Origin of the sequence: Psychroflexus sp. ALD_RP9 (genome assembly GCF_017311165.1) — a bacterium.
GTDB lineage: Bacteria > Bacteroidota > Bacteroidia > Flavobacteriales > Flavobacteriaceae > Psychroflexus.
In genome coordinates, this window is record NZ_CP062973.1 from 1,047,631 (window position 1) to 1,070,581 (window position 22,951).

General features: G+C 33.4%; 22 protein-coding genes and 1 tRNA gene. 9 read left to right on the plus strand and 14 right to left on the minus strand.

Features of this window, described 5'->3' with window-relative positions; translation table 11 throughout:
- The first annotated feature begins 90 nt into the window (after positions 1-90).
- Positions 91-164: transfer RNA gene (locus IMZ30_RS04960), tRNA-Ala, on the plus strand.
- A gap of 29 nt (positions 165-193) precedes the next feature.
- On the opposite strand, the gene IMZ30_RS04965 is transcribed toward IMZ30_RS04960, so the two are convergent.
- The 4 genes from IMZ30_RS04965 to IMZ30_RS04980 are packed head-to-tail and all read right to left on the minus strand — an operon-like array spanning position 194 to position 2,338.
- On the minus strand, positions 194-415 hold the full coding sequence (locus IMZ30_RS04965; RefSeq protein ID WP_207039428.1) for a hypothetical protein: 222 nt from the start codon (positions 413-415) through the stop codon (positions 194-196).
- Between the two features lie 50 nt (positions 416-465).
- Positions 466-825: a YraN family protein gene (locus IMZ30_RS04970; RefSeq protein ID WP_207039429.1), complete on the minus strand. Its 360-nt coding sequence runs from the start codon at positions 823-825 to the stop codon at positions 466-468.
- Positions 825-1,721, minus strand: coding sequence for an LD-carboxypeptidase (locus IMZ30_RS04975; protein ID WP_207039430.1), 897 nt, complete (start codon positions 1,719-1,721; stop codon positions 825-827). Before IMZ30_RS04975 ends, IMZ30_RS04970 begins: the two co-directional genes overlap by 1 nt.
- A 32-nt stretch (positions 1,722-1,753) precedes the next feature.
- Positions 1,754-2,338, minus strand: a complete 585-nt coding sequence (locus tag IMZ30_RS04980) for a hypothetical protein (RefSeq protein ID WP_207039431.1) — start codon at positions 2,336-2,338, stop codon at positions 1,754-1,756.
- 163 nt (positions 2,339-2,501) lie between these two features.
- On the opposite strand from IMZ30_RS04980, the gene metG reads away from it, so the two are divergent.
- Genes metG through IMZ30_RS04995 form a run of 3 tightly spaced genes read left to right on the plus strand, consistent with a single transcriptional unit; the run spans position 2,502 to position 6,204 of the window.
- Entirely contained in the window at positions 2,502-4,565 is a 2,064-nt protein-coding gene (metG, locus tag IMZ30_RS04985) for a methionine--tRNA ligase (RefSeq protein ID WP_207039432.1), read from the plus strand.
- A gap of 49 nt (positions 4,566-4,614) precedes the next feature.
- Positions 4,615-5,454, plus strand: coding sequence for a mechanosensitive ion channel family protein (locus IMZ30_RS04990; RefSeq protein WP_207039433.1), 840 nt, complete (start codon positions 4,615-4,617; stop codon positions 5,452-5,454).
- A gap of 9 nt (positions 5,455-5,463) precedes the next feature.
- Positions 5,464-6,204, plus strand: a complete 741-nt coding sequence (locus IMZ30_RS04995; protein WP_207039434.1) for a hypothetical protein — start codon at positions 5,464-5,466, stop codon at positions 6,202-6,204.
- 1 nt (position 6,205) lies between these two features.
- Here IMZ30_RS04995 and tsaB read toward each other — a convergent pair whose 3' ends face one another.
- From tsaB to IMZ30_RS05030, 7 genes are all read right to left on the minus strand, one after another.
- Positions 6,206-6,874, minus strand: coding sequence for a tRNA (adenosine(37)-N6)-threonylcarbamoyltransferase complex dimerization subunit type 1 TsaB (gene tsaB, locus IMZ30_RS05000; protein ID WP_207039435.1), 669 nt, complete (start codon positions 6,872-6,874; stop codon positions 6,206-6,208).
- Positions 6,875-6,880: 6 nt separating this feature from the next.
- Positions 6,881-8,329: a TolC family protein gene (locus tag IMZ30_RS05005; protein WP_207039436.1), complete on the minus strand. Its 1,449-nt coding sequence runs from the start codon at positions 8,327-8,329 to the stop codon at positions 6,881-6,883.
- A gap of 20 nt (positions 8,330-8,349) precedes the next feature.
- Complete coding sequence (locus tag IMZ30_RS05010; protein ID WP_207039437.1) at positions 8,350-9,474, minus strand: efflux RND transporter periplasmic adaptor subunit; 1,125 nt, start codon at positions 9,472-9,474, stop codon at positions 8,350-8,352.
- Between the two features lie 27 nt (positions 9,475-9,501).
- On the minus strand, positions 9,502-10,761 hold the full coding sequence (locus IMZ30_RS05015; protein ID WP_207039438.1) for an ABC transporter permease: 1,260 nt from the start codon (positions 10,759-10,761) through the stop codon (positions 9,502-9,504).
- Between the two features lies 1 nt (position 10,762).
- Positions 10,763-12,004, minus strand: coding sequence for an ABC transporter permease (locus IMZ30_RS05020; RefSeq protein WP_207039439.1), 1,242 nt, complete (start codon positions 12,002-12,004; stop codon positions 10,763-10,765).
- Entirely contained in the window at positions 11,997-12,698 is a 702-nt protein-coding gene (locus IMZ30_RS05025) for an ABC transporter ATP-binding protein (protein ID WP_073192719.1), read from the minus strand. Before IMZ30_RS05025 ends, IMZ30_RS05020 begins: the two co-directional genes overlap by 8 nt.
- A 297-nt stretch (positions 12,699-12,995) precedes the next feature.
- Positions 12,996-14,537 carry a glycine--tRNA ligase gene (locus tag IMZ30_RS05030; RefSeq protein ID WP_207039440.1) on the minus strand — a complete coding sequence of 514 codons (1,542 nt, stop codon included), beginning with the start codon at positions 14,535-14,537 and terminating at the stop codon, positions 12,996-12,998.
- A 237-nt stretch (positions 14,538-14,774) separates the two neighbouring features.
- Here IMZ30_RS05030 and IMZ30_RS05035 point away from each other — a divergent pair, with 237 nt between their 5' ends.
- Entirely contained in the window at positions 14,775-15,371 is a 597-nt protein-coding gene (locus tag IMZ30_RS05035) for a ComF family protein (RefSeq protein WP_242529704.1), read from the plus strand.
- A gap of 39 nt (positions 15,372-15,410) precedes the next feature.
- Positions 15,411-17,024, plus strand: a complete 1,614-nt coding sequence (locus tag IMZ30_RS05040; RefSeq protein WP_207039442.1) for an Ig-like domain-containing domain — start codon at positions 15,411-15,413, stop codon at positions 17,022-17,024.
- On the opposite strand, the gene IMZ30_RS05045 is transcribed toward IMZ30_RS05040, so the two are convergent.
- Together IMZ30_RS05045 and IMZ30_RS05050 are read right to left on the minus strand one after the other, a co-directional pair.
- Entirely contained in the window at positions 17,011-17,784 is a 774-nt protein-coding gene (locus tag IMZ30_RS05045) for an amidohydrolase (protein WP_207039443.1), read from the minus strand. The genes IMZ30_RS05040 and IMZ30_RS05045 overlap by 14 nt on opposite strands.
- 1 nt (position 17,785) lies before the next feature.
- On the minus strand, positions 17,786-18,028 hold the full coding sequence (locus tag IMZ30_RS05050) for a putative signal transducing protein (RefSeq protein ID WP_207039444.1): 243 nt from the start codon (positions 18,026-18,028) through the stop codon (positions 17,786-17,788).
- 349 nt (positions 18,029-18,377) lie between these two features.
- Between IMZ30_RS05050 and rnr the strand changes: the two genes are divergently transcribed.
- The 3 genes from rnr to IMZ30_RS05065 all read left to right on the plus strand — a co-directional run bounded on the left by rnr (position 18,378) and on the right by IMZ30_RS05065 (position 22,382).
- The gene (gene rnr, locus IMZ30_RS05055; protein ID WP_207039445.1) at positions 18,378-20,588 is read left to right on the plus strand and encodes a ribonuclease R; all 2,211 of its coding nucleotides are present in this window, start codon (positions 18,378-18,380) and stop codon (positions 20,586-20,588) included.
- A 263-nt stretch (positions 20,589-20,851) separates the two neighbouring features.
- Positions 20,852-21,760 carry a histone deacetylase gene (locus tag IMZ30_RS05060; RefSeq protein WP_207039446.1) on the plus strand — a complete coding sequence of 303 codons (909 nt, stop codon included), beginning with the start codon at positions 20,852-20,854 and terminating at the stop codon, positions 21,758-21,760.
- Positions 21,761-21,815: 55 nt separating this feature from the next.
- Positions 21,816-22,382 carry a hypothetical protein gene (locus IMZ30_RS05065; RefSeq protein WP_207039447.1) on the plus strand — a complete coding sequence of 189 codons (567 nt, stop codon included), beginning with the start codon at positions 21,816-21,818 and terminating at the stop codon, positions 22,380-22,382.
- A 1-nt stretch (position 22,383) separates the two neighbouring features.
- Here the strand turns inward: IMZ30_RS05065 and IMZ30_RS05070 are convergent, their stop codons facing one another.
- Positions 22,384-22,851, minus strand: coding sequence for a CBS domain-containing protein (locus IMZ30_RS05070; RefSeq protein ID WP_207039448.1), 468 nt, complete (start codon positions 22,849-22,851; stop codon positions 22,384-22,386).
- Between the last annotated feature and the right edge of the window lie 100 nt (positions 22,852-22,951).

Here is a 22,951-nt window from a genome sequence, read left to right on the forward strand (position 1 = left end):
TTAGTATAGCTGAATTTAAAGCTATCAATTTTTTATTAAAATTAATCCTAACTTTTAATCAATAAACTTATATTTGTCATTAATTAATTTGGGGGATTAGCTCAGCTGGCTAGAGCGCTACGCTGGCAGCGTAGAGGTCATCGGTTCGACTCCGATATTCTCCACAAAAGCTGTCTAGATTTAGACAGCTTTTTTATTTAGACAAATCTGGCCTGTCTTCGTACCAATCACTAAACACTTTTTCGGTGGTATAATTATCAGTCAATACATGATAAACAGCAAATATTAACACTACCTGACCGATTAAGGTTAAATAAAACACCCATGAAAACGCCAAATTCATACTTGCAAAGATGGTAACTGTAATTAAAATTAAAGTTGAAAGAGCTAATAAAAAAATACCTTTAGATTTCATTTTTTGTTTAAAGTTATGAAATGCAAGGCAGTACAAGTGTTTAAGTTATGCTAAAAAAAGTAAAACGCATCTTCTAGATGCTCAATGCGTTTACCTGATCTATTTTTAATAATGGCAATAATATCAAATCGCACTTCTAAGTCAATATCGTTTTGTTGAATGTAATGGTCTATTGCATTAACGAGTCTTTTGATTTGTGCAGGTTTTACAAAATCTTGAGGGTCACCAAAATCTGGAGTGCTTCGGGTTTTTACTTCTACAACTACCAATTCTGAAGTGGTTTTGGCAATAATATCTATTTCGGCTTTTTGAAAAGTATAATTCGTTTCTAAAATATCATAGCCTTTGTTAAGTAATAATTCTACAGCTTCTTTTTCGCCTTCTTTACCTAAATCATTATGTGCTGCCATTATAGATAACTAATTTTACTTACTTGATCGGTCACTTCAACCGAAACTTGATGGCCATGAATAAAGGCCTGATTATTTATGATATGACCAGAAGGAAAATTAAAACACACCGGAAAATTAAATTCAGCTACCGCTTCAGAAATAATTTCTTCAGCAGTTTGACCAAATGGTATTTCGTTATCATTCATTTCAGTCATTCCACCAATTATTAAAGCGCTTAGTTGGTTCAAGTAGCCATTGCGTTTTAAGTTTTGCATCATTCGGTCTATGTGGTATAGATATTCATCTAAATCTTCTAAAAACAAAATGGAATTTTCTGAAATTAGCGCAGAATTACTGCCACATAAAGAATAAATAACTGATAAATTACCACCGATCAGTTTCCCGGTTGCTTGACCTTTTCGGTTGAAGTGACTCGGTTTAAATGTATAGGTTAGCTCTTTGCCTTTTAAAAGTTGTTCTAAGCTTAGTATACTTTCGGCTGATTTTTGATCTACACCAACAGCCATTTGGCCATGCACACTCATGACGCCCAATCGATTTAAATGCGCGTGTAAAGCAGTGACATCACTATAACCAATAAGCCATTTAGGCTGAGTTAACAGTGAAGAAAAATCGACTAAATCTAAAATACGAACACTACCATAACCACCTTTAGCGCACCAAATTGCTTTTATTTCGGGATTATTGATTTGTGCTTGTAAATCGGCTGCACGTGCTTGATCACTTCCAGCAAACTGGTTTTGCTTTAAACCGATACTTGTGCCTATTACCGGTTGAAATCCCCAAGATTCTAGCAACTGTATTGCCGGCTGTAAATCTGCTAAGGTTACTTTTCGGGCAGTAGCTATAATAGCCACTTTATCGCCTTTATGTAGTTGTGGTGGTTTTAACATGGTTTAATTTGATTTACTAAAATAGAGAAATCTTACAAATCTAAACCTATTCTTAAATGAATGTCAGCTGAAAAATTCCCTTTTGAACCTGAGCCAAAAATACCAACAGATCTTGAAGTTTCATTAAGATAGTACTCATAACCAAAGCCTATTCCGGCTTCATAGACAAAATGTTTACCAATTGTACGTCTTATACCCCATTTTGGTATAAATTTAATTTGGTCTAAACTGCTAATTCTTTCATTATCAGTAAATGATAAGTTTTCAAAATTACTAACCACAAACAATTCTATAAAGTTTCCACTGTTTCGTTTAACGCTTTTCGCTTTGTTAAATCGATTATTTAAATTATAGTACCATCTTGGAGATAAGCTTAAATGTAAAATCCCGTAAAAATCGTCGTTAGGTCCAGCTGATTCAAACTGACCAACTCCTTCAAACCTAAAATCGAATCCCAACTGAGTTCGTAAAGCAAATACCGTTGATAATCGGCTTTCGTTATAAAACCAAACCCCTAAAAAACCTGTTTGAAATCCGTTAATAGATTTTTCAAGACTAACAAGACTAATTTGCTGATCCTTATGATTAGTTTGAGAAGAAACTTTTAAATTAATCATTAGGATAAAAATTAAAATAAGTGTCTTTAAAAAGGATTTCATATTTTAATACTTAACCTCACAAAACTAATGATTTAATCTATGTGAATTTATACATTATTCCTTATATTTTATGTAATCATGTTTAATTACCTTTGCGCTATTAGTAAACGGATAAATAATCATGAAGAACCCAAAACGTTATACCATTACAGCAGCTTTACCTTATACCAATGGCCCAATACATATTGGCCATTTAGCTGGTGTTTATATTCCTGCCGATATTTACACACGTTACCTTAAATTAAACCAAAAAGATGTGGTCTTTGTTTGCGGTAGCGATGAGCATGGCGTTCCTATTACAATAAAAGCTAAAAAAGAAGGTATTACACCGCAGCAAGTGGTAGATCGTTACAATGCAATCATCAAACAATCATTTGAGGACTTCGGAATTCAATTTGACAACTATTCGAGAACCTCAGCTGAAGTTCATCATGAAACAGCCTCAGAGTTTTTTAAAACACTTTATGAAAACGATAAGTTTATTGAAGAAACAACGGAACAACTCTATGATGCTGAAGCTAAACAATTTTTAGCCGATCGATTTGTTACTGGTACTTGTCCAAAATGCGGAAATGAAGAAGCTTATGGTGATCAATGTGAAAAATGCGGAAGCTCCTTAAACGCCACTGACTTAATTCAACCTAAATCAGCTATCACTGGTAATACACCAAGTTTAAAAGAAACCAAACACTGGTTTTTACCATTAGATCAATATAGCAATTGGTTAAAGCAGTGGATTTTAAATGAGCATAAAAACGACTGGAAACCTAATGTATATGGTCAATGTAAATCCTGGATTGAAGATGGTTTAAGACCTAGAGCCGTTACCCGAGATTTAGATTGGGGTATTCCTGTTCCTGTTAAAAATGCTGAAGGCAAAGTGCTTTACGTTTGGTTTGATGCACCGATAGGTTATATTTCATCTACAAAAGAATGGGCAAAACGTGAGCAAAAAGAATGGGAACCTTATTGGAAAGATCAAGATACTAAACTTGTTCATTTTATAGGTAAAGATAATATTGTATTTCACTGTATTATATTTCCTGTAATGCTAAAAGCTCATGGCGACTACATTTTGCCTGATAATGTACCATCTAACGAATTTTTAAATCTAGAAGGCCAAAAGCTATCAACCTCAAAAAACTGGGCAGTTTGGCTTCATGAATACCTTGATGATTTTCCTAACCAGCAAGACGTATTGCGATATACTTTAACAGCAAATGCACCCGAAACAAAAGATAATGACTTTACATGGAAAGACTTTCAAACGCGTAATAACAGTGAATTAGTCGGAATTTTTGGGAATTTTATTAATCGTGTTGTTGTTTTAACCAATAAATATTATCAAGGCTTAATTCCTGAAAAAGAAGAATTAACAAAAGTAGATTTAGATACATTAAAGACACTGAAAGAATCAACTGAAGATATTTCTCAGTCAATAGAGCTTTATCGATTTAGAGAAGCACAAGCCAAAATGATGAACATTGCCCGACTTGGCAATAAATATCTGGCTGATGAAGAACCTTGGAAACTTCAGAAAACCAATCCTGAGCGAACACGAAGCATTATGTATGTGGCAATTCAAATAGCTGCTGGTTTAAGTATTATTTCTGAACCGTTTTTACCATTTACTTCAAAGAAGTTAAAAAGTATGTTGAGTCTAAATACACTTGAAAATGAACTAAGTTGGAGTCTTATTTCAAACTTAGATGAATTAATTCCGCCTAAACATCAAATCAATTCAGCTGAATTATTATTTACAAAAATTGAAGACGATACCATCCAACGCCAACTAGATAAATTAAAACAAACTAAACAAGACAATCTACATGATAACTCAGTAGTTGAGCCACAAAAAGAAGAAGTTAGTTTTGACGATTTTTCTAAATTAGACATTAGAACAGCTACTATCTTAGCTGCTGAAAAAATGCCAAAAGCTAAAAAGCTACTTAAGCTAAAAGTAGACACAGGATTAGACCAACGAACTATCGTTTCCGGTATAGCCGAACACTTTAAACCTGAAGATATCGTAGGCAAAAAAGTTTCAGTTATAGTAAACTTAAAACCTATTAAACTTCGCGGAACATTAAGTGAAGGCATGATTTTAATGGCTACAGACACTAAAGGTGACCTCAGTTTTGTGAACATCGAAAATAATTTTGGCAATGGAATGATTATTTCATAATTTTATTTATTAAACTAATTATTAAAAATAATATTAACAACCAACACTTATGAACAATTCAGTTGAAAATTTAACAAGTTTAGCTAAGCATGGCTTAGACACTTTAATTGGTTATTTACCAAGCATTATTGGTGCATTAGTTATTTTAATTCTTGGCTTGTGGCTTATAAAGCTAGTCATGGGAAGAATAAAGAAAATAATGGAAAAACGTGAGGTAGATCCAGGCGTTAGAGGTTTTGCATTAAGCATTTTAGGTGTTGTTTTAAAAATATTACTCTTTATTTTTGTTATCTCTAAACTCGGCGTAGAGACTACTTCATTTGCTGCTATTTTAGCAGCAGCCGGTTTAGCGATAGGCTTAGCATTACAAGGTTCACTATCTAATTTTGCTGGCGGTGTTTTAATCATTATACTCAAACCCTTTAAAGTAGGTGATTTTATAGATGCACAAGGAGAATCTGGCACAGTTTCTGATATATCTATATTCTATACATACTTAACAACTGTAAATAATCAACGTATTGTGATTCCTAATGGACAATTATCTAATAACAAGGTGACTAATTACAGCCATGAATCATCAAGAAGAGATGTTGTAACAGTAGGTATTTCGTATGATAGTGATATTAAAAAAGCTAGAGAAGTTTTACTTAATATCCTCAATAATGACGATAGAACTTTAAAAGATCCTGCACCTGTTGTTTTTGTTGGTGGACTTGGCGATAATTCTGTTGATTTATCAGTACGTTATTGGGCTAAAAATGAAGATTTCTGGGGGCTACACTTTGATTTTATAGAAAAGTTAAAGGTTGAATTAGAAGACGCAGGCATATCATTTCCGTTCCCTCAACGTGATGTGCATTTATATAATATGAACAAAAATGAATAAGCTATGAAAATGAATTTAAAAATTAACATTATTACTGTAGTTATAACTATGTCTATGGTACTTAATGCTCAATCGCAAATTACAAGTAACTTTGATCCACAAAGATTACAAGATATTAATGTTTACAATAATATCAATACAAGATATGGTAGCATTAACTTAGACAATGTAGATGGTTCACCTTACTTAAAAGATGAATTTGTTAAAGGAAAAGTTATAGACACTGAGAAAAACCAGAGCTTTGATGCCTTTTTAAGATATAATATTTATAAAGGTCAAATTGAAATTAAAGAAAATATTTCAAGTGAAGATGTAAAATCTCTTGATAGGTTTAACCAATACAAGTATGTTATTGACGGTGAAGTATTTCAATTATTTAACAGCAGTACTATATTTAAAGGCGGTTCAGATAACGGTTATATGGCTATTTTAAGTGAAGAAGGCCAAGAAGCATTATTACTAAAAAATTATCACCAACTATACACGCCGCCAAAAAATGCAACTAGTACATACGATACTGACGAGCCAGCAAAACTTGAAACAAAATTTGATTATTATATTAGTAAAGATGGTGGCCGAAGCTTTATTAAAATAGAAGCTCACAAACGCCGAATCCTTGACTCTTTCTTTGGTGAGAAACAAGATATGGTTAAGGATTACATTAAAGAAAATAATTTTAAATTTAGAGGATCAGATAAGGAAGTTGAAAATCAATTAAGACGAGTGATTGCTTATTACAATTCAATTTAATTTATCCGGGAATGAAATCTTTTAGATAATAAGGCTCAAAGTAAGCCGTATCTTCAAATTTTTTTGCTAAAAACTTCTGTCTTGCTAGTAGAAATTGTTCTCTTGCCGACGGAAGTTTTTGCGTTAAAAAAGTTACCTTATTATCTAGAGCAGACATTTTAATAAATTTTTCTACACCATCACCTATAAAATGAATATGATGCTTATTAGCTTCATTTAAAAATGAACTAGGGTCAAGAATTTTTGCTTCTACTGAAGTAATTGCCTTATAAGTAGATGTAAAGCTTTGTGTATAAACTTCCATTCGGCGTGCATCTAGCATTGGTATAATCAAGTCTGAATCAGAGCTTGGCTTAACTTGCAAAGCTAAACTTTGCAAAGTTGAAGTGGCAATTAATGGAATTTCAGCAGCGTAAGCTATTCCTTTTGCAGCTGAAACACCAATGCGTAAACCTGTGTAAGAGCCAGGACCTTCACTTACAGCAACTGCAGACAAATTTGAGATTGTAATATTATGTTTGGCAATCAAGCTATGTATAAATGGGTGTAATTGTTCTGCGTGAGAATAGCTTTTGCTATTCAACTCCTTTACCTCTAATAACTTGTCTTGAAAGCCTAGGCTTACCGAACAATTAGTGGTTGCCGTTTCTATGCAAAGTATATAACTCAAAATTGCTTAATTATAATCAACTACTCTAATACCGAAGTATAACTCTAATACTTTTAATCTAAAAATAAAATCGTATTTAGCGTTAATTAGGTTATTTTCTGCATTAGTGAGTCTAAACTTAGATTGACTTAAATCAAAAGCGTTAGATACACCAACATCATAGCGTTCTTTAGCATAATTATAAGCAATGCGTTGCGCATCGACAGCTTTTTGAGCAGCCTCATAAGTTTTTGCAGCACCTTGAGCATCAACATAAGCTTGATATACATTAGACTCTAGGTCTAATTTAGCTTGTTCTAACTGAAATTCAGCACGTTTTGCATTAACTTTTCGACGCTCAATAGTATTTCTAGTTTGAAGGCCATTAAAAATAGGAATACTTAGTTGAAGACCATATGACAACCCATCATTTCTCCAAAGTTGATCAATAAAGTCACGAGGCCCAATACTTTCTACAGCAAAGTTTGGTGCTACAACAGCTTGATTGGTACCTTCTACAACACCGATTTGTTGGGTAGGATTATTAGGGTCTATACCCGCAGAAACAGTTCTACGACGATCTGACTCTCTTGTGTTATAGTTTAAAAAACCTGATAATGTTGGGTAAAGTTGAGTTTTTGCAATTTCAACATCTTTATCGGCGAGTGCTAAATTTTGTTCAGCTAATTTAACCTCGTAACGTTCTTTTTCAGCTTCAGCAATAATTGTTTCAGGAGTTTTAGAAAGAATATCAGTCACTGGTATTTCATAATCATTATCTGCAATATTGAAGTTTTGATAATTTTCAAGTAATAAAAGTTGAGCTAAATTTATTTTTGAAATTCTAACATCATTCTTAGCGATTTGAATTTGTTGTTGTTCATTTGCATTAGTGGCTTCAATTTCATACAGATCGCCTTCTGGTAAAGTTCCTGCTTCAACTTGTTTTTTAATTTGATCAATTTGAAGTTGCGTTACAAGATTTTGCTCTAATAAAACTTCTAATTGTTGTTTACTGACTAATATTTGAAGATAAGCATTGGCCACATTAAGTGAAATGTTGTCTTTCATTTGGTTTAAGGCATACTGAGCAGAAAGGCGTTCAAGTTTTGCGCGCTGTAATTGCTTTAAGTTACGCAGACCATCAAAAATTGTAATTCCTGCTGTGGTACTTAAAGAAAAGTTTCGTGTGACTTGATTTTCTAAAACACCTGTTGTAACATTTTGGGTTAATCCTGAATTCCATGAATTGTTGATATTTCCGTTTAATGAAGGTAGATAATTACCAATGGCTTCACGTTTACTGATATCAGCATTTTCAAGGTCAAGTTCAGATTGCTTTACTGAAATATTATTTTCTATAGCGTAGGCAATACAGGCTTCTAGCGTCCACTCTTCAGGTTGTTCTTGGGCAAATGCTTGTGTACTTAATAAGCTAGAGCCTAACACAAAAGCAAGACTATATATTAGTTTCATAAACTTAAGTTTCAAATTTTTTATCTTCTTCTAGGGTTTTGGGCCATTGGTTCTTGAACCTTGTTCCAGACTTTTATGTTGTCATCTTTATCAATACCAGATAATACTTGAACATTAATACCGTCACTTAATCCTAGTTCAATGTCACGACGTTCGAATTTTTGATCTCCAACTTCAACCTCAACAAAAGGTGCTTTAGTTTCCTTGTCGAATTGTACTAATGCTTCTTTTATAGCAAGTACGTTTTCTGCTTTTTCAAGAATTATTGATGCATTAGCACTTAAGCCAGCACGTATAAAAATGCCTTGAGTATCTTTTAAGCTTCCTTCAATTTCAAATTGAACGGCACCATTTTCTTCGACACCTTGTGGTGCGATATAGTCTAAAACAGCATCAAATGTAGTGTTTTCGATAGCACCAACTTTTATTTCTAACGGAAGGTCTTCTTCAATTTTTCCAACCTCAGATTCGTCTACTTTCCCTTCAAAAATCATATCGTCTACTTTAGCGATAGTCGCAATAGTAGTACCTTCATTAAAGTTATTAGCTTCAATAACTTGGTCTCCAACTTCAACAGGAACATCAAGTATCATACCTGTAATACGTGCTTTAATCTCTGTGGTTGCAGCATTTCCGGCATCCTTACTAGTACCAGTTTTAATAATTTCTAAGTTTTCCTGAGCAAAAGTTACCTCAAGCTTAGCGTTGTCATAACTATTTTTAGCTAGGTCATAATCGTTGGCAGAAATAACGCTTTTATCAAACAATTCTTTTTGGCGCTTATAAATTTTTTCCTGATTTTCTAAATTTATTTGAGCTTGACGTAATTGATTTTTAGCTGAATTTAAGTTATTAATACTAGGAACAACTTTAAGCTGCGCAATTAAATCGCCAACTTTTACAGTATCACCAGGCTTAACCATTAATTGATCTACAATTCCTGATATGTTTGGTTTTACATCTACTTCTTCACGAGGCGTTAAAGTTCCAGTAGCAACGGTTTTCCTAATAATGGTTTCATTAGTTGGTTGTTCTGTTTTAAAAACTTCTGGGCTCTCTTGATTTTTTTGATATAAATAATACAATGATCCGCCAAAAAGCGCAACAATGATTATTAGAACAATAATGGTAACTACTTTTTTCATTTTATTTATTATTAGGTCTTTTGGTTTTTATTCAGTTCGTAAAGCGTCAACAGGTTTTATTTTAATGGCATTTTGTGCTGGAATAAATCCTGCTAGTAATCCTGCAATAATTAGTATTACCAAAGCAATAATTACGGTTGGTAAGTTAACACTTGGGTTTGCAAATGGTATATCGCCACCTTCAGGTAGTACAAAATTTATGATAACTAAAATTCCTGTTGCAAAGGCAATACCAGCCATTCCAGCAATGAGAGTTAAGAATACAGACTCAAAAAGGACTTGGCCTCTAATATTCCAAGGAGTTGCCCCAAGTGCTCGGCGAACGCCAATTTCATTAGTACGTTCTTTTACTACAATTAGCATAATATTGCTTATACCTATAACACCTGAAAGTAATATTAAAATTCCCACAAAATAGGCAACCGCATTAAGAGCTATAAATAAGCCTTGAATTTTAGAAAATTGTTCATATAAATCGAAATTCCCTATGGCGCGGTCGTCTTCAGGATGAATTTTATGATTGGTTTTAATAACATCGAAAATTTGTTCTTTAAGATTGGTAACCGAATAGCTGTCTTTTGCTGTAATAGCCATCCAGCCAACTCTTTCACCATAATTGAAGGCTTGAGAAAAAGCTGTAAATGGTGTGTAAATTTGTTTTTGGTCTTCCTCGGCATTTCCACCACCAAATCCTCGCTTTTTGTAGACACCTATGACCATAAAATTAACGCCTTGAATTTTAACATAGGTCCCTAAAGGGTTTTCGTCGATTTCATAAAGTTCACTTAAAACACCTTCGCCTATAACTGCAACCTTTCGTTTATTTTCAATATCATTCTGGTTAATGAAACGGCCTTGAAGTATTTTCATAGGCTCTTGATTTTGAATGTCTGGATAATCGCCATAAACATTAAATGCTCCATTTTTTAAACCACGAACAACATTATTATCACCTCCAAAACCACCTAGTTGGTTTCTTGGTGATACGTATTTTAAGCCATTAACTTTTTGTTTGATTGACGTTACATCATCCAGGTCAAAATTATAGCGTCTTCCTTTAGGTAAACCTTTATAGGGCTTAGAAGCTGTTTGTGACCACATAAACATCGAGTTTGAGGATATACCTGAGAAAATATTTTTAACGCCATTCTCAAGACCATTACCAGCCGCTAATAATATAACGAGTATAAAAATTCCCCAAAATACTCCAAAAGCGGTAAGCACTGTTCTAAATAAGTTAGATGACAGTGACTCAATTACTTCATTCCATTTATCTCTATTAAACATATTATTCGTCTCTTAATGCCTCAATTGGTTTAATTCTAGCTCCTCGCCAAGCTGGAAAAAATCCAGCTATAGCACCAGCAACAATCAATATTACAACGGTTGTTAAGGCAATATTGAAATTAACTGATGGATTAACCATAAAATCTAAATCGACCATAGGGCCAATAAACTCAAGCAAGGCTAAAGCTAAAATTAAGCCTACAATTCCTGAAAAAGCTGTTACAAAAACAGATTCATGAAGAACCATACCTACGATAGACATTGGCTTTGCGCCAAGCGCTTTCCTAATTCCGATTTCTTTAGTTCGTTCTTTAACTATAATTAGCATGATATTACTTACACCTATAATTCCTGCTAATAATGTAGCGATGCCAACAAACCAAAAAAAGATTTGCATGGCCGAAATAAGCTGGTATATCTCTTTTGTGTTTTCAATATTGTTGCTAATAAATATACCACTCGTATCAAGTGGGTTTACTAACAATTTTGCTTTTAATTGGCGTTCAATTTTAGCTGTAAACTCTTTTGATTCAGCTAGAGCTTGCTCATAATCATCAACTTTAGGTAAAGTAAAACCCATTGAACGGATATTGTTTCCTGCACCGTAAACCACTTGTGCAGTTCGCAAAGGAATATAAACACGTGCTTCTTCACGATCGCCACCAGGATCTGTAAATACGCCAACTACTTTAAAGTTTAAACCTGAAAGTGATATGTATTCGCCTATGGGTGATGCGTCTTTAAATAAGTCCTTTTTAACGCGATTTCCTATAACAATATGTTTTTCGTAATTTTCTAAATCAGATTGGTTAATAAATCTTCCTTCAATTATTGATGCATTTTCTAGAAATTGATAGTCTGGTAATACACCTTCAACACGATAACTACCAAATTCTTTTTTATACGAGACTAAACCATTCCATATTCGGTAAAGCGAAGATTTACGTTCAACTTCTTCTTTGTTACTTAAAGCAAGTTCGTAATCTTCATTGGTAAACTGAATTCTTCGACCGGGATTTAAACCTTTATACTCTAATGAGGTTTCACCAGGATAAATGTTGATGATATTAGAAGCATCACGTTCAAATTGTTCTTCGATTCCGTTTTGCATTCCAACGCTTACGCCAAGTAAAATAATTAAAATAAAAATTCCTGAAGCAACTGATACACCGGTTAAAAAAGTACGGAGTTTATTTTTACTGATGGTTTCAAAAACCTCTTGCCAACGTTCTAAACTAAACATTTTCGATTGCTCTTACTTGTTCAACTTTTTCGTCATTAATAATTACTCCATCTTTTAAATGAACTATGCGTTTAGTCATTTGGGCAATATCTTCTTCGTGTGTGACCACTAAAATAGTTTTACCTTCATCATTAATTTTCTGGACTAAATCCATTATTTCATAAGAAGTTTTAGTGTCAAGTGCACCTGTTAATTCATCTGCCAATAATACTTTTGGGTGACTTGCTAAAGCGCGAGCAATAGCCACACGTTGTTTTTGACCACCAGAAAGTTCATTAGGTTTATGTGTTGCCCATTCAGCAAGACCAACTTTTTCAAGATAACTCATTGCGCGATCATTACGTTCACCACGAGAAATACCTTGATAATATAGTGGCAATGCTACATTATCTAAAGCTGATTTATAATTGATCAAGTTAAACGATTGAAATATAAAACCTAAAAATTTATTACGGTAATTGGCAGCAATACGTTCATTTAAATTTTTAATCGGTACACCATCTAGATGGTAAGTACCTTCATCGGCTTCGTCAAGTATGCCTAAAATATTCAGTAAAGTTGATTTTCCTGAGCCTGAAGATCCCATAATTGAGACCAACTCGCCTTCTTTAACGCTAAAATTAATCCCTTTTAAAACATGTAATGCGTTTTTACCAACTTTATATGACTTGTGTAAATCTTTAATTTCAATCATAGGTTTAATTTTAGCTTGCAATAGTAAGACTGATAAAAGTTACAATTGTTACATTTGATATGTTATTATGATGTTAAAAAAAATAAATGTACTCACAGTAGTACCTTTTACATACAAATGCTATTGAAAAAAAGCAATTTGAAAAATATTCATTTAACAATAAAACATATATGTGCTGAAGTTGATGATTAAAGTTAACCATTAACTATTTACTGTAAATTAAAGATTTTAAAGGTTCAAATTTTCAGTTTAATATGAAAATGCCTTTATAGCTTCAGCTATTCAATTGCTTTTAAATTATGACTGACCTAGCCAAGTTTTAAAATCGACTGATTTTGCAATAATTGAGCTTAAATCTTCAATTTTTACACGTTCTTGTTTCATACTATCGCGATGCCGTATTGTTACAGAACCATCTTCTTTGGTGTCGTGGTCAACTGTGATACAAAACGGAGTTCCAGCTGCATCTTGTCGACGATAACGACGGCCAACGGCATCTTTCTCATCATAATCGATATTAAAGTCCCATTTTAGCTCATCTACAATTTTACGTGCAATTTCTGGTAAGCCATCTCGTTTTAACAATGGCAAAACTGCTGCTTTAACGGGTGCTAGTATAGCTGGCAACTTCAATACAGTTCTAGAATTACCATCTCCTAAATCTTCATCTTGAAGCGCACTTGAAAAAACTGCTAAGAACATTCTATCAAGGCCAATAGAGGTTTCAATAACATAAGGCACATAGCTTTCTTTCATTTCAGGATCATAAAATTGAAGTTTTTTTCCTGATAAGTTTTCATGAGCTTTTAAATCGAAATCGGTTCTTGAGTGAATTCCTTCTAGTTCTTTAAAACCAAATGGAAATTTAAATTCGATATCAGTAGCAGCATTTGCGTAATGGGCTAATTTTTCGTGATCATGAAAACGGTAGTTATCATCTCCTAAGCCTAATGAATTGTGCCATTTGGTTCTGATCTCTTTCCAATGCTCAAACCATTTAAGTTCATCGCCAGGCTTAACAAAGTATTGCATTTCCATTTGCTCAAATTCACGTTGACGGAAAATAAATTGACGTGCCACAATTTCGTTTCTAAACGCTTTACCAATTTGGGCTATTCCGAACGGAATTTTCATTCGGCCGGTTTTTTGAACATTGGCAAAATTCACAAAAATACCTTGCGCTGTTTCTGGCCGTAAATACAAATCTGAAGCCGATTCTGCTGAAGCACCTAATTTAGTTCCAAACATTAAATTAAACTGCTTTACATCGGTCCAGTTTCTAGAGCCACTCATTGGGCAGGCAATCTCGAGTTCTTCAATTAAAGCTTTTACATCAGCTAAGTTCTCTTCGTTAAGTGATTTCCCTAAACGCTGAAGTATTTCTTGTGACTGCTGGCGGTATTTAACTACACGAGGATGCGTACTTACAAACTCTGCTTCATCAAATTTATCACCAAAACGCTTTTTAGCTTTAGTGATTTCTTTTTGTGCTTTTTGTTCTAATTTTTCAACATAGTCTTCAACTAAAACATCAGCCCTGTAGCGCTTTTTAGAATCTTTATTATCAATTAACGGATCATTAAAAGCATTAACATGACCAGAAGCTGTCCAAGTTTTAGGATGCATTAAAATGGCAGCATCTAAACCTACAATTTCTTCGTGCATTTGCACCATGCTTTTCCACCAATAATTTTTGATGTTGTTTTTAAGCTCAACACCATTTTGGCCATAATCGTAAACTGCACTAAGGCCATCGTAAATTTCGCTTGAAGAAAATATGTAACCATATTCTTTTGCATGCGAAATAACTTGTTTGAATTTATCTTGTTCTTTTGCCATGCCACAAAAATATAAAATAGCGGCATACCGCCTTAATTATTAATTAAAAAAGACCATTTTAATTATCGATTCAGTCTTAAAACAAAAACCTAAAGCATGTAATTAAAAGATAAAAAATAGTTTGCATTACATTAGTTTTTTAATTAATTTTATTACGTGCTAAATAGTTTAGTTAACTTTTTGTTCCCCACAATCTGTGGGGCATGCACACACATTTTGCACCCACGAGAATCTTTTTTGTGTACACATTGCCTTCATAACATTGCACAATATCCTGTTGAACTACAACAACCTGCCTTTGAAAGTTTACTTTATGGACGTGTTAACTTTGAGCAAGCCCGATGTTTGTTTTATTTCCAAAAACATGGTGCTTCACAGGAAGCCATTCACAATTTAAAATATCGAAATCAGTCGCAGTTAAGTGAATTTTTTGGAAATTGGATGGGCGAATTACTAAAAGACAGCAAGCATTTTCAATCGGTTGATGCTGTAATTCCAGTTCCGCTTCATCCCAAAAGACTTCGAAAAAGAGGTTACAATCAAGTTGAAGGTTTTGGACAAACTATTGCAAAGCATCTTAACGCAGATTATATCGATGACGTATTGTTGAGACGTTCTAACAGTAAAACACAAGTTTTTAAAAATCGCTTAGCAAGAACTGAAATGATTGAAAACAGTTTTTATATCAGCTCGACAACGGCTTTAAAAGATAAACATATCTTGTTAGTTGATGATTTAGTGACGACTGGCTCTACTATAGAGTCCTGCTACTTAGCTCTAAAGCCAATATCTAATTTCAAATTAAGCCTTGCTACCATTGCATTGAATAGATAAGTCTTAAATAATTATTGTTTCTTTGTAAAAATTTACGTTGTGAAACCGATTATCACCACCATTTTTAGCTTTTTGATATTTCTTTCCCTTTGGTCATGCGCCCAACGTGGAAGACCTGACGGCGGACCGAAAGACGAAGAACCACCTCAATTTGTAAGCTCTAAGCCTAACAACTACAGCGTAAATTATAAAGATGAGAACATTATTATTAAATTTGATGAGTTTGTTAAGTTAAATAACCCAAGACAGCAAATTATTATTTCTCCACCTTTGGCAGACAAGCCTGTAATTACACCTTCAAGCTCACCAAGTAAAGAATTTAAAATTGAAATGCCTAGAGATTCCTTACTTGACAATACAACTTACACCATCAATTTTGGCACAAGCATTCAAGACTATAATGAAGCCAATGTTTTTCCTTATTTTAAGTATGTATTTTCAACTGGCCCAATTTTAGACTCATTAAAACTTAAAGGTCGCGTATTTGACGCCAAACAGCGTCTACCAGACGAAAATATTTCAGTTGTATTATACAAACTAGACAGCACTTACTCAGACTCAACAGTGTTTCAATCACCACCAACTTATATCGCTTATACCGATTCAACTTCAGCCTTTACAATAGAAAACATTAAAGCAGGAAGCTATAAACTCTTCGCGATTAAAGATAAAAACGCTAATTATACTTTTGAATCTGATACAGATAAGATTGGATTTTTAACTGATACAATTCGAATTCCGACCCAAAAAACTTACGATTTAATTGTTTTTAAAGACTTTACTCCGGTTGAAGTTAACAGACCAAAACAAGTTTCTCGCTTACAATTAGAGTTTGGATACAAAGGTCAACCCGAATCACCTGAAATTAAATTAATTTCTAAACTTGACGATAGCATAAATTTTCAATCACGCATTTTAAAACATCCCGAAAAAGACACTTTACAATATTGGTATAAACCCTATATCAATAAAGATAGTTTATTATTCACATTCAGTAATGCAGGGCAATTAATAGATACCCTAGAAGTTAACCCTAAAAAAATTGAGCTTGATTCTCTGCGTTTAAGTCAATCGCCCACTAGTACAATTGGTTTTTTTGAAGCTTTAAAGCTAAGAGCCAATACGCCTATTTCAGCAATTGATACTTCAAAAATTAGCATTTTATCGCAAGACTCTACTAAAGTTAATTTTTCAAGTCAATTAAAAGCTAACGAAAACACTTTAGAACTTAATTTTGAAAAAGTTGAAAAAACGAGTTACAACATTAACTTGCTTCCTGGAGCAATTACCGATTTTTATAATGCAACCAACGATAGCATTAGCTACCGTGTTAGCACAAGTGCTTATGCTGATTTTGGAAATCTAGAGTTAAGTGTTGATGGGATTACAAAGTTTCCTGTCATTGGTGAACTGGTTGATAAAGATGGTAAACTAATTAAGTCTCTATACAAAACAAACAGCAATACTTTTAATTTTAGATACATAAGTCCTGGAACTTATTATTTTAGACTCATTTATGATAGCAATAAAAATGGAGTTTGGGATTCTGGAAATTACTTAGAATCTAAACAACCTGAAGTTGTACTTTATGAACCTAAGCCTTTTGAGATTCGTGCGTTTTTTGATTACGTCCAGCGCATTAATTTAAAGTAAAATGATCGCGGTCGTTTAAAAAACCAAACTTTCGACGTGCTTTTTGCTGGCTTTCATAATTCAGTTTTAAATGTGTAACGGTTTCAATCTCTGGATGGTGTTTGCTTAATACTTGCCCTAAAAAATCGTAGACAGCCGAATGCCCAACATAATTAACACCATTGCCATCTTTACCAATGCGATTAACACCTATACAATAACTCATATTTTCTATAGCACGTGCTTTTAGTAAAGTATCCCAAGCTAAAATTCGCCTTTCAGGCCAGTTGGCAACATAGATTAAAACATCATAAGCTTGTGTGTTTCTAGACCAAACAGGAAAGCGTAAATCATAACAAATTAAGGGACAAATTTTCCAGCCTTTATAATTAACTGTACAAATTGAATGTCCAGCTGAATAAACATTCTGCTCATTAGCAAGACTAAATAAATGATGCTTATCGTAAGTTGAATAATCTCCGTTCGGTTTCATAAAAATAAGTCGATTGTAAAATTGATGCCCAACTTTACACATCACACTACCTGTAACAGCAACCTCGTAAGTTGATGTGATTTTGTTAAACCAACGCAAATGTGTTTCAAAATCTTCTGCGTTGACTTCAGCTTGCATCGAAAAACCAGTTGTAAACATTTCAGGTAAGATAATAATATCAGTCTTAGCAGAATGTTTTGCTATCAGTTCTTCAAAATGATTTCGATTTTGCTCAGCTTGCTCCCAATATAATTCAGTTTGCACGTATGCTATTGATAAATCTTTCATATTAATCAACAATATCTAAATTAGACATCGACTTAAACCGTTCTAAAATTTCTTTGGCTTCAAGAACGTCATCAGGATGAACTTTCAAAAAAATTCCGCCTAGTGCATTGGCATAAAACGGCATTACACCTAAAGCTGTCTCATTTTGAAATACATATCTAATGTTTTCTTGCTCGAGCAAATGCTGAATTACACTATACTCGTAAGCATAGGTAAAAGTTGCGATTTTTACATAATTAATCATGATTTAAATATCGTTGTTTTAATTAAACACAAGATTTAAATTTAGTTAAAAAGAGGGAAAAATGAAGTAAAAACCGCTAACTAAGCTAATTGATACTATGATTGAGGATTAATTTGAGATAAACAAAAACCGCTACAAAACCAACCAGCGCAATGATGATCAGCAGTAGTAAGATTTTTTTAGCTTTTAACATACAATAATTTTAACCAAATTTACAAAATTTTTAACACTTTTTAGGGGTTTATTGTTATTAAATCATCAAGTGTTCATTTTAACTTAACAAAGATTTATTGCAGCACATTTAGCATCAAAATATTAAATACTAACTTAGCAGCGTTTAAATTAAACTATGAGTAAGAAAAAACGACGACAATCAAAAACAAAATCAACCCACAACTCTCCTAAATTTAGTCAAAAAGTATTAAGTTTTTTTCGCCAACATCGCGACAAATCTTACAGCTTTAACCAAATTGCCGATTTATTAAATATTAAAGATACCAAAACCCGAAACCGATTAATTAGACTTTTAGGGCAATTAACGGCTAAAGGCCAACTGCAGCAGGATGATAAACACCGTTTTAGCTTAAATATTAAAGACCATTTATATACCGGTAAAGTAGACATGACAACTCGTGGAAATGCCTACGTTATTGTAGATGAACTAGAACATGACATCCATATTGAACAAAAAAACCTTAACCGTGCCTTAGATGGAGACGAAGTTGAAGTTTTTGTATTTAAAAAAAGAGAACAATCTAAGTCTGAAGGTGAGATTATAGGCATACTTAATCGCCATAAAACAGACTTTGTTGGTGTACTCCAAAAGCAAAACCATTTCGGGTTTGTTATTGTGCAAAACCCAAAAATGTACACCGATATTTTCGTTTCTAAAGATCATTTTAACGGCGCAGATGATGGTTTATTGGTTAAAGTTAGCTTACTTGAATGGAAAGAAGATAGCGATTCTCCAACAGGAGAAATTACAGAAGTTTTAGGAAAACCTGGCGAGCATAATACCGAAATGCACGCCATTTTAGCCGATTATGGCTTACCAGAAAAATTCCCACCAGAGGTTGAAGCTTTTGCAGACCAAATTGATACTAAAATTAGCCCTGAAGAAATTAAAAAGCGCCGTGATATGCGCGACACACTTACCTTTACAATAGATCCTACTGACGCCAAAGACTTTGATGATGCACTAAGCTTTAAACCACTTGAAAACGGTAATTTCGAGATAGGTATTCATATTGCCGATGTTGCCCATTATGTGCAACCTGATACAATTTTAGACGAAGAAGCTTTTAAAAGAGCAACCTCTATCTATCTAGTCGACAGAGTTGTGCCAATGTTACCTGAAGTTTTATCTAATGGCGCATGTTCGCTTCGACCAAATGAAGAAAAATATACCTTTTCGGCTGTTTTTGAAATTACACCAGACACAAAAATTGTTAATGAATGGTTTGGCAGAACAGTAACCTATTCTGATGCACGCTTTGCTTATGAAGAAGCCCAACATATCATTGAAACAACATCGGGCCAAATACCACCGCAAATAAGCCTTACTAAAAAAGCTTATACAGTTAAAAAAGAAATTGTTCAAGCCGTTTTACAACTTGATCAACTCGCTAAAAAAATGCGTTTAAAACGTATGAATAATGGCGCCATATCATTTGATAAAGTTGAAGTAAAATTTAATTTAAGTGAAGATAACTCGCCTTTAGGTGTTCATTTTAAAACTTCTAAAGATGCCAATAAGCTTATTGAAGAATTTATGCTCTTAGCCAACAGAAAGGTGTCTGAATTTATTGGTAAACAAAAAACTAAAAAAACCTTTGTTTACCGCTGCCACGACGAACCAGATGATGAAAAATTAGAGACCTTAAATACTGTCGTTTCTAAATTTGGTTATAACTTAAATTTTAAAAACAGTAAAAATATTGCCCATACATTAAATACATTATTAAACGATGTACAAGGTAAAAAAGAACAAAACCTAGTTGATACTTTAACCATTCGTACCATGAGTAAAGCCTATTATTCAACCCAAAATATTGGGCATTACGGCTTAGCTTTCGATTACTACTCGCATTTTACATCTCCGATAAGGCGATATCCAGATGTCATGGCTCACCGTTTATTACAACATTATCTTGATCAAGGAAAATCAGTAAGTGAAACCGAATACGAAGATAAGTGTAAACATGCTAGCGAAATGGAAAAATTGGCTACAAATGCCGAACGCGATTCTATTAAATACATGCAAGTCAAGTTTATTCAAAACCATGAAGAAACTGAGTTTTTAGGTGTGATTTCTGGTGTAACTGACTTTGGAATTTTTGTTGAGATTATCGAAAACAAATGCGAAGGAATGGTACGTTTACGGGATATTAAAGGAGATCATTACGACTTTAACCAAGAGCATTATGCTGTAATTGGCCGACGCACAAAAACTATGTACCAACTAGGTGATGAAGTCTACGTTCGCGTAAAAAAAGCCGATTTAATTAAACGTAACATCGACTTTGAACTTTTAGGTGCTGCTGATGAGGTAATTATATAAAATAGAATCAATAAAATGCCGACCAATAAAGCGTCGGCATTTATCATAAAGATTGGTTAGTTGTTTTAGTTAGGTGTGTAAATATCGTTTTACATTTAATATCTATTTTGTAAAACTTTCTAAAATATGGGAAAGCATTTCTAAAATTAAAGATTGAGTTTCTAAAGCCTTACTAATATGTCTTCACAAATTTTACCATAAAATTATCAAGAATTAAAAGTCTAAAGTTCGCTTTTTTATGAAATTTGAGCACAAAAATCAATATGCTTAAAATAGCATTCCATCCAATTTATAAGCATCCTTTACCAGAAGGACATCGTTTCCCAATGGAAAAATATGATTTGCTTCCTAAGCAATTATTACACGAAGGAACTTGCGAAAAGGATCATTTTTTTGAGCCTCAAATATTGCCAGAACACGAAATATATATCAAACAGGCGCACGATGAAGCCTATATTACAAACCTATACAATCTAGATATAGAGCCAAGAAAAGCCCGTAAAATTGGTTTTCCGTTATCCGCAGAACTTGTTGAGCGGGAACGCCTAATTACTAACGGCACCATTCAAGCCTGCAACTTTGCATTAAAAAATGGCATTGCTATGAATATTGCAGGCGGTACTCACCACGCTTATCGAGATCATGGTGAGGCTTTTTGCATGATTAACGATCAAGCGGTTGCTGCTTATTACCTGTTAAACAACAACTTAGCTAAACAAATTTTAATTATTGACTTAGATGTGCATCAAGGCAACGGTACTGCCCAAATTTTTGAAAACGATAATCGTGTTTACACATTTTCAATGCATGGCAAAAGCAATTACCCTTTTAAGAAAGAAACTTCAAATCTTGATATTGCTTTAAAAAACGACACTAATGACGATCAATTTTTATCTACTTTAGAAGCGCATTTACCTCAACTCATTAATAAACTTCAACCAGATTTTATCTTCTATCTATCGGGCGTCGATATTTTAGCAACAGACAAGTTAGGAAAACTCGGTTGTAGTATTCAAGGCTGCAAAAAACGCGACGAATACGTTTTAAACTTGTGTAAAACCCACAACATCCCTGTTGAAATTAGCATGGGCGGCGGCTATTCTAAAGATATTAAACATATTATTGAAGCACACGCCAATACCTATCGAGTGGCACAAAATCTGTTTTATTAAAATAATACATCAACTTTTAAGTTATAATGTCAGGCAATTTTAATGATGTGAAAATTTGAGGTATCTAAATTTTAAATTAATTCTAGGACTTTGCAGCTTATTACTGAGTATAAGCATACGTGCGCAAGATTCTACTTCGGTTGAAGTTAATAGCACTAGGTTTCATGAACTTAGTTTTGATGGTTTTGAAGCACTTGTTACACCTTCAATTGAGTTTAATTATGAGTATTTACTAGACAAAGAGCAAAGTATTGGTACCTATATGTATAAAAATTTAAATAACGAAATTAACAATAATTACCAAGAAGAATTTTCTTTAGGTTTATTTTATCGCAACTATTTGTACTCTCATCAGCCTACAATGTCTCACACTGGCATTTTCATAGAAGCCTTCAGTCAATTTAGCCTAGGTGAGCGATTTAGGTTTATTAATTTAACTGAAAGTGAAAAAATAGGAAACTGGTCTAACTTTGGCCTTGGATTAATGACAGGCTATAAATGGTTAACACAATATAATATTCTCATTCAAATAAATATTGGTGGCGGATTATTTACATTTAACACAAAAAAAACACCAGACAGCTTTTTTAGAGGTGGACTTTTATTGGGTTACCGGTTTTAAATTAAGATTTCCAATTATAGCCTTTAAGGAGTAAGGCTGTTCTCAATACATCTTTTTGACTTAGAACGCCTACTATTTCTCCATTATCGACTACAGGAAAGCGCCTAAACTTAGTGTTTATAAATTTCTGAGCAGCATCGAATAAATTAACATCAGGTGTTATAGTTTCAGGGTTTTTAGTCATGTAATTTTCAACCTTAGTTTGTTCCATTGGCATATTGTAATACCGACTATCTGAGATTTGCTTAATACAGTCACCTTCAGAAATTACACCTGTTAAACGTCTATCTTGATTTACAACTGGTGCACCAGATATACGATGTTTTGTAAGCTGTTCTACCACTTCGATAATCGATTGACCTTCTTCTACAATAACTACAGCTTTAGTCATACAATCAGCAACACTAATTTTCTCAGCCTTAGCATTAACTTCGCCGATGTGTTGTGCTTGAAAATTTTTAATTGCCATAATATTTAATTTTAAGTTAATTTATCTCAAAATAATTAAAATAAAAACAAAAAAATAACAATTCTTATGTTTTAACATCTTAATTAGTTAACAAACCTAG

What these genes read in the sequence shown, in the direction of transcription:
- IMZ30_RS05020 (WP_207039439.1), bottom strand. Translation starts at nt 12,004, where the DNA reads ATGTTTAGTTTAGAACGTTGGCAAGAGGTTTTTGAAACCATCAGTAAA.
- IMZ30_RS04980 (WP_207039431.1), bottom strand. Translation starts at nt 2,338, where the DNA reads ATGATTAATTTAAAAGTTTCTTCTCAAACTAATCATAAGGATCAGCAA.
- IMZ30_RS05030 (WP_207039440.1), bottom strand. Translation starts at nt 14,537, where the DNA reads ATGGCAAAAGAACAAGATAAATTCAAACAAGTTATTTCGCATGCAAAA.
- IMZ30_RS04965 (WP_207039428.1), bottom strand. Translation starts at nt 415, where the DNA reads ATGAAATCTAAAGGTATTTTTTTATTAGCTCTTTCAACTTTAATTTTA.
- IMZ30_RS04970 (WP_207039429.1), bottom strand. Translation starts at nt 825, where the DNA reads ATGGCAGCACATAATGATTTAGGTAAAGAAGGCGAAAAAGAAGCTGTA.
- IMZ30_RS04990 (WP_207039433.1), top strand. Translation starts at nt 4,615, where the DNA reads ATGAACAATTCAGTTGAAAATTTAACAAGTTTAGCTAAGCATGGCTTA.
- IMZ30_RS05060 (WP_207039446.1), top strand. Translation starts at nt 20,852, where the DNA reads ATGCTTAAAATAGCATTCCATCCAATTTATAAGCATCCTTTACCAGAA.
- IMZ30_RS05015 (WP_207039438.1), bottom strand. Translation starts at nt 10,761, where the DNA reads ATGTTTAATAGAGATAAATGGAATGAAGTAATTGAGTCACTGTCATCT.
- metG (WP_207039432.1), top strand. Translation starts at nt 2,502, where the DNA reads ATGAAGAACCCAAAACGTTATACCATTACAGCAGCTTTACCTTATACC.
- IMZ30_RS05045 (WP_207039443.1), bottom strand. Translation starts at nt 17,784, where the DNA reads ATGAAAGATTTATCAATAGCATACGTGCAAACTGAATTATATTGGGAG.
- IMZ30_RS04995 (WP_207039434.1), top strand. Translation starts at nt 5,464, where the DNA reads ATGAATTTAAAAATTAACATTATTACTGTAGTTATAACTATGTCTATG.
- IMZ30_RS05050 (WP_207039444.1), bottom strand. Translation starts at nt 18,028, where the DNA reads ATGATTAATTATGTAAAAATCGCAACTTTTACCTATGCTTACGAGTAT.
- IMZ30_RS05070 (WP_207039448.1), bottom strand. Translation starts at nt 22,851, where the DNA reads ATGGCAATTAAAAATTTTCAAGCACAACACATCGGCGAAGTTAATGCT.
- rnr (WP_207039445.1), top strand. Translation starts at nt 18,378, where the DNA reads ATGAGTAAGAAAAAACGACGACAATCAAAAACAAAATCAACCCACAAC.
- IMZ30_RS05025 (WP_073192719.1), bottom strand. Translation starts at nt 12,698, where the DNA reads ATGATTGAAATTAAAGATTTACACAAGTCATATAAAGTTGGTAAAAAC.
- IMZ30_RS05005 (WP_207039436.1), bottom strand. Translation starts at nt 8,329, where the DNA reads ATGAAACTAATATATAGTCTTGCTTTTGTGTTAGGCTCTAGCTTATTA.
- IMZ30_RS04975 (WP_207039430.1), bottom strand. Translation starts at nt 1,721, where the DNA reads ATGTTAAAACCACCACAACTACATAAAGGCGATAAAGTGGCTATTATA.
- IMZ30_RS05010 (WP_207039437.1), bottom strand. Translation starts at nt 9,474, where the DNA reads ATGAAAAAAGTAGTTACCATTATTGTTCTAATAATCATTGTTGCGCTT.